Genomic DNA, 10,068 nt, shown 5'->3' with positions numbered 1-10,068 from the left:
CAGTCGGTAGGAGGCGGGGGTGGCGGAGAAGCGGATGGGGTGCCGGGTGGTGGGGACCGCGCGGTCGCCCTCGCCCACGGTGACGACGGGGTCGAGTCCGAAGCGGTCGGCCATGGCGAAGCCGCCGTCGATGGTGTTGATCGGTCCGCTCGGCACACCGGCCTCCACCAGTGCCTCGAACCACTCGGTGGCCCCGCGGGTCTTCAGCCGCTCGGCCAGCAACGGCCGCAGCAGGTCGCGGTGGGCGGTGCGGTCGGCGTTGCGCGCGAAGCGCGGGTCGTCGGCCACCTCGGGTATGCCGAGAACCTCGCACAGCCTGCGGAACTGGCCGTCGTTGGCGGCCGTCACGATGAGGTCGTTGTCGGCGGTGGGCAGCGGTTCGTAGGGGAAGACGCTGGGGTGGGCGTTGCCCATCCGGTAGGGCACGGTGTCGCCGGCGACGTAGGCCGAGCTGTGGTTGACCAGTCCGGTCAGGGCCGAGGACAGCAGGTTCACCTCGACGAGCTGGCCCGTCCCTGTGGCGTCCCGATGGCGCAGTGCGGCGAGGATGCCGATCGTGGCGTGGTTGCCGGCCATCACGTCGAACACGGAGATCCCGGCCCGGTACGGCGGCCCGTCGGGGTCGCCCGTCAGGCTCATGAGTCCCGAGATGGCCTGCACCATGAGGTCGTAGCCGGGGACGTGCCGGCCGGGTCCGGCGCCGAAGCCGGTGATCGACGTATAGATCAGCCCGGGGTTGTCCTGCCGGACCGAGTCGTAGTCCAGTCCGTACTTCGCCATGCCGCCGGGCTTGAGGTTCTCGATCAGCACGTCCGCCCGCCGGGCGAGGTTCCGGGCGACCGCGGCGTCCTCCTCGTCGCGCAGGTCGAGGGAGATCGAACGCTTCCCCCGGTTGATCCCGAGGTAGTACGTCGAGACCTCGTCGCGCGTCGGCGGCATCCAGGAGCGGGTGTCGTCACCGACCGGTCCCTCGACCTTGACGACGTCGGCCCCCAGGTCGGCGAGCAGCATCGTGGCGTACGGCCCGGCAAGGATCCGTGAGAAGTCCGCGACCAGCACCCCGGAGAGCGGGCCCGCGGTGCCCGGCGGAGTGGGCTTGGCGCTCTGCGACATGAACCTTGCCTTTCTGTCCGTACACCGGACAGGTGTCCGGGAAGTGATTCTCCGTCCCGGACGACGCAGGCGTCAAGACATCACGGTCGCGCCGCACGGGCGGACGGCCGGACCGCGTGGGGCGCGGACTCCAGCCGTGCGAAGTCCAGGCTGATCTCGCCGGCGGCCTGGAGGAGGAGCGGCAGATGGTCGTCGAGCAGCACCTCCATCGAGGTCTCGGCGGCGTGCGCGTTCACGTTGAGGCTCGCGACGACGCGGCCCGAGCCGTCCCGCAGCGGGGCGGCCACCGAGCGGATGCCCCTGGCCAGTTGCTCGTCGGTCACCGCCCAGCCCCGCGCGCGCACCTCCCGCAGCTCCGCCTCCCATTCGGCCCGTCCGGGGTGCCACACCGACTCCAGGCCCGAGCGGCTGGGCTCGGCGAGGACGCGGGCCGCCTCGTCGGTCGGCAGCGCGGCCAGCAGAACCTTGCCCAGAGAGGTCGGCAGCGCGGGGAAGCGGGTGCCGATCTGCACGGCGAGGGTCACGATCTTGGGCACCGAGACCCGGGCGACGTAGACGATGTCCGAGCCGTCGAGCTGGGCGATCGAGCAGGACTCGTTCGTGCGCTCCACCAGCCACTCCAGGTGCGGGCGGGCCACGTCCCACAGTCCCGTCGAGCGGACGTAGGCGACGCCGAGGTCCAGGACGCGCGGGGTCAGCACGAAACCGCCGGACTGCTGGCGCACGTAGCCCAGTTCGGTCAGGGTGAGCAGGATCCGGCGCGCGGTCGGCCTGGCCAGCCCGGTCGCACTCGCCACGTCGGACAGCGACATCACCGGCTGCCGGGGCCGGAAGGCGGTGATGACCTCCAGCCCCCGGGCCAGCGCCTCGATGAAATCGGGTCCGGTTCCTTCGCGCGGCATGGTGGCTCCTTTGGTCGCCGTCGGCTTCGCTCCCGGATGTCCGCCGTACGGACACCCGTCGAGGGCACTGTACGCAGCAGAACAGGCCTTCGTCGCGACGGCTCGGAGGCGGAGGCTGGGGACCGACCGTAGAGCGGACAGCTGAAGACATGGCCGGGCGGAATTGGGAAACCACGGAGTATTGACACCGGACAGGACCCTGACGACGATCGGTCACCAAGCGAGAGCCGCCATGCGGACAGTCGTCCGATGTCGAGTGGGAGATCCAGGGATGAGCCAAGTGACGAGCCAGTCCACCCCCTTCCCGGCGGGGCGGCCCGTCGTCCTGCGCGGCGGCACCGTCCTGCCCATGGACCGCACACGGCGGGTGCTGGGCGACACCGACGTGCTCGTGACGGGCGACCGGATCACCGCGGTCGGCCCACGGCTCGCCGTGCCGGAGGGGACCGCCGAGATCGACGCGTCCGGCGGCATCGTGATGCCCGGCATGATCGACACGCACCGGCACATGTGGCAGACGGCGATGCGCGGCTACGGCGCCGACTGGACCCTGACCCAGTACTTCGTCTGGTACTACCTCGAACACGGCAAGGCCTTCCGGCCCGAGGACGTGCACGCCGGGAACCTCCTGGCCGCCGTCGAAGCGCTGGACGCCGGGGTGACCACGGTCGTCGACTGGTCGCACGGGCTCCAGACCGTCGACCACGCGGACGCGGCGGTGGACGCGCTGCGGGCCGTGCCCGGGCGATTCGTCCTCGCCTACGGCAACATCCAGCAGGCCCCGGCGGAATGGACCGCGGCACCGCAGTTCCGGGACTTCGTGAACCGCCGCATCACCGGCGACGACATGCTCGGCTTCCAGATCGCCTTCGACGTCACCGGCGATCCAGCCTTCCCCGAGAAGCCCGCCTTCGAGGTCGCCCGCGACCTGGGCGTCGCCGTCACCACCCACGCCGGAGTCTGGGGCGCCACAAACGACGACGGTATCCGGCTCATGCACGAGCACGGCTTCATGACCCCCGAGACGGTCTACGTCCACGCCTCCACCCTGTCCGCCGACTCCTACCACCGCATCGCGGCCACGGGCGGCTCGGTCTCGGTGTCCACGGAGAGCGAGCAGAGCGCCGGCCAGGGCTATCCCACGACCTGGGCGGTCCGCTCCCACGACATCCCCGTCTCCCTCTCGATGGACACGAGCGTGTGGTGGAGCGGGGACCTGTTCTCCGCCATGCGCACCACCCTCGGCGCCGACCGCGCCCGCGAGCACCTGGAGGCCCACGCGAACGGCGAGACCGTCACCCACGGCGCGCTGCGCGCCGAGCAGGTGGTGGAGTGGGCAACTCGCGGCGGCGCGCGGGCACTTGGCCGCGAAAGCGACCTGGGCAGTATCGAGGAGGGCAAGAAGGCCGACCTCGTGCTGCTGAAGAACGACCACTCACCGGTCTCGTTCCCCCTGCTCAACCCGTACGGCCATGTGGCCTTCCAGGCCCAGCGCGGCGACGTGCACACCGTGATCGTCGACGGACGGGTGGTCAAGCACGAACACCGCCTGCTCGACACCGACCTGGCCGCGGTGCGACGCAGCGTCGAGCGGACCGTGGACCATCTGCGCACCACCATGGGTGAGGAGGCCTGGGCGAAGGGCATGAACCCGGACGTCCCCGAGACCAAGGTTCTCGACAACCCGTACACGTACACCGACTACCGGAGCACCTCGACCCACGGCAGCTGAGAAGCAGTGAGGTGCCGCGCCGATGAGTTTCGGCCCGGCGGACAGTCGTAGAGACGTATCCGCCGTCGGCCGTGACACGAGGGGCAGAATCTGATGAGCGATCTCACCGCACTGTTGGAGAAGTACGTCGCCGAGGGAGCCTTCCCCGGAGCGGTCGCCCTAATGGACCGCTCCGGCGAGGTGGAGGTCGCGGCCGTGGGATCGACGGAGCCCGCGGGTTCGGCGCCGATGCGGGCCGACACCCTGTTCCGGCTCTCCTCGGTCACCAAGCCCGTAACCGCCGCCGCGGTGCTGGCGCTCATCGACGACGGCGTGCTCACCCTGGACGCGCCGATCGCGCGCTGGCTGCCGGAACTGGCGTCCCCGAAGGTCGTCCGCACGCCCGCGAGCGAGGTGGACGACGTGGTGCCGGCCGCCCGTCCCATCACCGTCGAGGACGTCCTGTCGTCGCGCTCGGGATGGGGCTTCGGGGCCGACTTCACCGCGCCCGCCCTTCAACCCCTGTTCGCGGACGTGGCCGTGTACAACGGAGGCCCACGGTCGCCGCTGACCCCGGACCAGTGGGTCGCCGCGCTCGCCGACATCCCCTTGCTGCGACAGCCCGGAGAGGCATTCCTGTACAACGCCAGCTCCGACCTGCAAGGCGTGCTGGTGGCACGGGCCGCGGGGCGCGCGCTGCCGGAGTTCCTGGCCGAGCGGATCCTCGAGCCGCTCGGGATGAAGGACACGGCCTTCGCAGTACCGGCCTCGGAACGCGACCGCCTCACCCCCTACTACCTGACAGCCCCCGACGGCACCCACACCTTCGCCGACGCAGCCGACGGCGCCTGGTCCACCCCGCCCGCCTTCGCCTCCGGCGCGGGAGGCCTGGTGTCCACCGTCGCGGACTGGCACGCCTTCGGCCGCATGCTGCTGTCCGGCGGCGGCACGGTCCTCTCCCCTCAGTCCGTACGCCTCATGACGACGGATCACCTCACCGCGGACCAACGCGCCGAGGGCGACCTCTTCCTCCAGGGCCAAGGGTGGGGCTACGGCGGCTCGGTCGACGTCACCTCCACGGAGCCGTGGAACACCCCCGGCCGCTACGGCTGGGTGGGCGGCACCGGCACCGCCGCACACATCGACCCGTCGACCGACACGGTCACCGTCCTCTTCACCCCCTGCGGCCTGTCGGGTCCCGCTTTCCCCGCGTGGATGCGTGCCTTCTGGACCTGTGCCGCGACCGACTGAATGTTCCCGCAGGTGGTCCTCGGCCCGTTCTGACGCGGTGTACGCGGCCCGCAGCTCCGGACGGGAGGCGGGTGTCGCGGCGCCGATGCCCGCCCTCCGGGTGCGGGTGCGGGTGCGGGTGCGCCACGGCATCGCATGGGCGGCCGCGGCCAATTGGCCCGCGTTCTCGGCAAGTTCCTGGACAACGGCCGTCGGCACACCGTCACCGCGATCACCGCGACCCTGGCCCGCGGGCGACGACGGCCGGGCCGGTCCAGGCCTGGCCACCGCACGGGACGTCATACGCAACCACGGCGGCGAACCTCACTGTCACCGAGGCCCCGTCGGGCAGTACGGCCTTCCTGCTCGCCCTGTCGCGCGCACCACACGGACGCCGACGACGCGTACGCCCGACCGCACCCCCTTGCCGGCCCCGGACACCCGCCGACCAGGTCCGGGGCCGGCACAATCGGTCACGGCCGCCTTGGTATCGTCACCGCACCGGACCACCCGACACCCCCACGGTCCGCACAACCAAGGCATTCCCAGCCGGTGACACAGGCCTTCGAGCCGTCAGCCCGGCCCCAGTCGCCAGGATCCAGCGTGTCCGAGGCGGGGCATGCTCTCGCATCCAGAGGCAGACCGTCATGCGCAAGTCCCAGGCCGGCTCCCGCCGCGCCACTGTGCCCCTCTCCGCCGTCCTCGCCGCGACGGCCCTCACCGCCGTCGGCTGCTCCGGCTCGGCCACCGACACGGACAGCTCGCCGAAGACCCCGACGGCGAACGTGTCCACACCGCCCGTCCACGCCGGCGTCGACTACCAACTCGGTGGCGCGTACACCCCGCCGAAGGGCGTCTCCGTCGTCTCCCGCGACCACACGGCCTCGCCCGCCCCGGGCGTCTACAACATCTGCTACGTCAACGCGTTCCAGGCCCAGCCGGACGCGGAGGCGGACTGGGACGCCGACCTCCTGCTGCGGGACCGCTCCGGGAAGGTCGTCATGGACGAGGACTGGGGCGAGGCGATGCTCGACATCGGCACCCCGGCCAAGCGCACGCGGATCGCGCAGAAGGTGGACGGCTGGATCGACGCGTGCGCCGACAAGGGATTCGACGCCGTCGAGCCGGACAACTACGACAGCTACACCCGCGCCCCGCACGGACTGCTCACCGCGGCCGACGCCGAGGCGTTCCAGACCCTGCTCGCCCGCCACGCGCACGCCCGCCACCTCGCCATCGCCCAGAAGAACACCCTCGAACTCGCCAACGACCGCAAGCGCGTTGGCCTCGACTTCGCGGTGGTGGAGGAGTGCGGGCAGTACGACGAATGCGGGTCCTACGTCGACGCGTTCGGCGACCACGTCATCGTCGTCGAGTACACCGAGAAGGGCATGAAGAAGGCCTGCGCGGGCTGGGGCGACCGGATCAGCATCGTACGGCGGGACCTCGACGTCACCCCGGCCGGTCACGAGGGCTACGTCCGCGAGACCTGCGACCGCTACTGACGGACTGGGCCGGTCCCGCGGGACCGGCCCAGGGGGCTCACTGGGTGTAGGTGTAGTGCGGACTGTCGTACTGGGGGCCGTTCTTCTCGTAGGTGAACCAATAGGTCAAGGTGGATCCGGCGCTGAGCGTGACGTTCTGCGTCCAGGTGCCGCCGCTGTTGGTCATACGGAAGTTCTGCTGGCCGGCGTTGTTGATGAGGTAGTGCACATCGACGTACGCCGCGGGTGTGGTCGGAACGAACGTGATCTGCGCCTGACTGTTGCTCAGGCGCGTCACGCCGGCGGTGTAGTCGGGCGTCGTCGTGCTCCCGCCGGTGCTCCCGCCGGTCGTGCTGCCACCTGTGGTGCCGCCGGTCGTCGTACCACCGGTGGTGCTGCCACTGGCGCCCTGCTGGTAGACCGCGAACCAGTCCACGCTCATGGCGGCACCTGATGTGATGCTGCCCGCCTGGGCGGCCGAACTGCAGCCGCAGACCTTGTCGGGGTACGAACCGGCGATCGCCAGGTCGAAGATGGCCATGAACCCGTGGTCGACGGCGGCCTGCCAGGTGGCGACCGAGACCTGGTTCTCGTTGACGGTGAAGGTCAGAGTGCCGTCGAGGTAGAAGCGGAGCTGCTCCGCGGCGGTGTTCGTGCGGTCGATGATCGCGGAGTACGTGTGGTAGCCGGTCTGGCAGCCCGCGCACGGCTGGAGATCACTGGTGATGCCGTCGGGGTCGTGGCACTCGCCCGCCCACACCCCGCAGTGGAAGGTGGTGGAGTGTTTGCTCAGCGCGTTGACGTCCTCCATGATGTCGAACTCGCCGATGCTCGGCCAGTTCGTCGCGCCGACCGGGCGGGCGGCGCCGCCCATCGCCCAGAACGCGGGCCAATAGCCCAGCCCACTGGCCGGGTTGGGCTGGAGGATGGACGCGCTCATCTGGAGCTGTCCGCCGGGAGGGGCGGCGAAGTCGGTGCGCTGCGTCTCGATGCGTCCCGAGGTCCAGTGGCCGGAGCCGTCCCGGAGCGCCCGGATGACCAGGTGTCCCTGCCCGTCCTGGTACACGTTGTTCGTGGAGTCGGTGGCCGACTCGATCTCGCCCGTTCCCCAGTTGGCGGCACCTCCGGGGTATGCGGTGCCCAGGTCGTAGAGCCAGTCGGCCCGGTTCAGCGCGCTGCCGGACGATCCGTTGAAGTCGTCGGAGAAGACGGTGGTCCAGCCTGTGGGAGCGCCGGGTACGGCCGCCGAGGCGCTGCCACCGGTGCCGATCAGGCTGACGAGTGTGCCGATGAGCAGCAGCAGAGTGCTGCCCAGGACGAGGGGGACGGTTCTCTGGCTGCCTGCGGGCGCACCGGCAGGTGGTGGGGAGTTCGTCATCGTGTGGGTTCTCCCTGGCAAGCTGGCGGGTGGGGAGTGGTGCAGGGGGCCTGGCTCCTGGTGGAGACCGGTCAACAGGTCAGGTCTGAGAGCGCTCTCAGGGTGATCGTGAATCTGCGGTCCCTGGTTGTCCTCCTGATTCCGGACGATCCGTCATGTCGACTGCCGTAGGCCTGAGTCGGGTGTGGGCCTGGCAGGGATCGCCGTTCAATGCAGGAGTGTCCGGCGCGCCCCTTCATGCGTCAACGGCTTCAACGCGACGAGTTGAAAAGCAGGCCTGGTGGCGATGCGGTATGTAGTCCTGGTAAAGGTCCGAACCAAGCGCCGCCGAGTTGTGGAGCGCTCTCCAGTGGCCGGATCCGCACACTCACACCGTGTTGAGCTGGGACTTTGTGAGCACAGCGTCGGGAAGTCGCGCCTGGCGTCGAGTGGATGTTCCCTGGCGCCGCTCGCGGACCGCGAGAAGTGCCTTCAGGAGTCGAAGGCAGGTGTCGTGAGGGGTCCGCCCGCGAGGTGTTCGCTCCGGCGCTGCGGGCGACTTGGTCCCGGAGGTGGGGTGTACGACGGCTGGTACGGCGCTGGGGCTGGGCGTGGTACTGGCGTTCCGTACCTGTTCCTGAGGCCGACATGACATGACATGACCCTTGGACACACGGCTCGTTGGATCTTCAAGGATGTGAGGACGATCGGGAGCGGCCCGGAACCGAACCGCTGCAGCGCACGTCTCCCGCACCATGATCTCGAGCGAGCGCCAAGAGCACGCGATATCCACCAAGCTGGTCTCGCCGTTCGCAGTGAGTGTGGATCCGTCGAAGACCAACGACTAAAACAGGTTCGCCGAGGCGTACACGGCCGCAAACGAAACCAACCTGGTCAATGCCTACTACGAGCGACCCGCGATGCTGGCCCTCGCTGGAGACGTGGCCGGCCGGCGGATCCTCGACGCAGGCTGCGGCTCGGGGCCCTGATGGCCGCGTTGCGCGACCGTGGCGCCATTGTGAGTGGCTTCGACACGAGTGCCGGGATGCTGGAGCTGGCTCGGCAGCGAGTGGGCGACGGTGCGGACCTACAGCTGGCGGACCTGGGCAGCCCGCTTCCTTACGCTGATGACACGTTCGACGATGTAGCGGCGTCCCTGGTGCTGCACTACCTGGAGGACTGGGGGCCGGCGCTGGCCGAGCTGCGACGCACACTCAAGCCGGGCGGTCGGCTGATCGCGTCTGTCGACCATCCCTTTGCCATCAACCTCATACACCGCGAGGCCGGTCGCGAGGCCGAGTGCAACTACTTCGACACCACCCAATGGACCGTAGAGTGGACCGTGGGCGGCCAGACCGCCCTGGTGAGCAGATGGCACAGGCCGCTGCACGCGATGATCGAGGCATTCATCCGGGCCGGTTTCCGGATCACGGCCATCAGCGAGCCGGATCCTGAGCCAGCCGCCCGCGAGCTGTTCCCCGAGGCCATCGCGGCCGAGCCGCGCTTCCTTTGCTTCCTGTTCTTCGTCTTGCAGGCGGGCTAAAGACAAGTCCCATCGTTGCAAGTCAGGACCACTCTCCGCGTTGGGACGGGACTTGGCGGCGGTGCTCAGACCGCCCCGGGTATCACGAGCCCCGACTCGTACGCCACTATCACCAGCTGCGCCCGGTCACGTGCCCCCAACTTGCCCATGATCCGGCTGACATGGGTCTTCGCGGTGAGCGGGCTGAGCCCCAGCGTTTCGGCGATCTCGGCGTTGTTGAGCCCGCGCGCGACCAGGGTGAGCACCTGCCGCTCCCGTTCGGAAAGCCCGTCCGGGCCGCCTGCCGCTGACATCGGCGTGTCGGGTGCGCGCAGGAATCGGGCGATGAGCCGCGAGGTGGGTCCTGGCGAGAGCAGGGAGTCCCCGGCGGCCACGGTCCGGATGGCGTCGAGGAGTTCGGCCGGCCGGATGTCCTTCACCAGGAAGCCGGAGGCCCCGGCCCGCAGCGCGTCGACGATGTGCTCGTCGGTCTCGTATGTCGTCAGGACGAGTACCTTCACGCCCGCCAGGTCCTCGTCGGCGGCGATGAGCCGGGTCGCCTCGATGCCGTCCAGGTCGGGCATGCGGATGTCCATCACGACGAGGTCGGCCCTCGCGGAACGGGCGAGGTCCACGGCCTGCCGGCCGGTGGCCGCCTCGGCGACGACCTCCATGTCCTTGGCGGACGCGACGAGCATCGCGAACGAGGCCCGTACGAGGGTCTGGTCGTCGGCGAGCAGTACGCGGAT

The 10,068-nt window shown here is 69.9% G+C and carries 7 protein-coding genes and 1 pseudogene; 4 read left to right on the top strand and 4 right to left on the bottom strand.

Features of this window, described 5'->3' with window-relative positions; genetic code table 11:
- Together JHN45_RS46700 and JHN45_RS46695 are read right to left on the bottom strand one after the other, a co-directional pair.
- Nucleotides 1-1,113, bottom strand: a 1,113-nt coding sequence (locus JHN45_RS46700; protein WP_201055487.1) for a CaiB/BaiF CoA-transferase family protein, incomplete at its 3' end; no start/stop codon positions are given.
- A gap of 80 nt (nucleotides 1,114-1,193) precedes the next feature.
- Nucleotides 1,194-2,015 (bottom strand): IclR family transcriptional regulator C-terminal domain-containing protein, encoded by an 822-nt coding sequence (locus tag JHN45_RS46695; protein ID WP_201055484.1) that lies wholly within the window; start codon nucleotides 2,013-2,015, stop codon nucleotides 1,194-1,196.
- 271 nt (nucleotides 2,016-2,286) lie between these two features.
- Here JHN45_RS46695 and JHN45_RS46690 point away from each other — a divergent pair, with 271 nt between their 5' ends.
- From JHN45_RS46690 to JHN45_RS46680, 3 genes are all read left to right on the top strand, one after another.
- Entirely contained in the window at nucleotides 2,287-3,747 is a 1,461-nt protein-coding gene (locus JHN45_RS46690; RefSeq protein WP_201055482.1) for an amidohydrolase family protein, read from the top strand.
- 93 nt (nucleotides 3,748-3,840) lie between these two features.
- Entirely contained in the window at nucleotides 3,841-4,977 is a 1,137-nt protein-coding gene (locus tag JHN45_RS46685; RefSeq protein WP_201055480.1) for a serine hydrolase, read from the top strand.
- Between the two features lie 626 nt (nucleotides 4,978-5,603).
- The gene (locus JHN45_RS46680) at nucleotides 5,604-6,461 is read left to right on the top strand and encodes an endo alpha-1,4 polygalactosaminidase (RefSeq protein WP_200711764.1); all 858 of its coding nucleotides are present in this window, start codon (nucleotides 5,604-5,606) and stop codon (nucleotides 6,459-6,461) included.
- Between the two features lie 37 nt (nucleotides 6,462-6,498).
- On the opposite strand, the gene JHN45_RS46675 is transcribed toward JHN45_RS46680, so the two are convergent.
- A complete protein-coding gene (locus JHN45_RS46675; protein WP_201055478.1) occupies nucleotides 6,499-7,818 on the bottom strand; it encodes a glycoside hydrolase family 16 protein in 1,320 nt (439 codons plus the stop codon).
- Nucleotides 7,819-8,552: 734 nt separating this feature from the next.
- On the opposite strand from JHN45_RS46675, the pseudogene JHN45_RS46670 reads away from it, so the two are divergent.
- Nucleotides 8,553-9,340, top strand: a pseudogene (locus JHN45_RS46670) (class I SAM-dependent methyltransferase).
- Nucleotides 9,341-9,405: 65 nt separating this feature from the next.
- Here JHN45_RS46670 and JHN45_RS46665 read toward each other — a convergent pair.
- The coding region (locus JHN45_RS46665) for a response regulator transcription factor (RefSeq protein WP_201055477.1) at nucleotides 9,406-10,068 on the bottom strand (663 nt) is incomplete at its 5' end.

The sequence above is a fragment of the Streptomyces sp. MBT53 genome (genome assembly GCF_016654115.1).
GTDB lineage: Bacteria > Actinomycetota > Actinomycetes > Streptomycetales > Streptomycetaceae > Streptomyces.
This window is presented reverse-complemented; position numbering and strand designations above follow the sequence as displayed.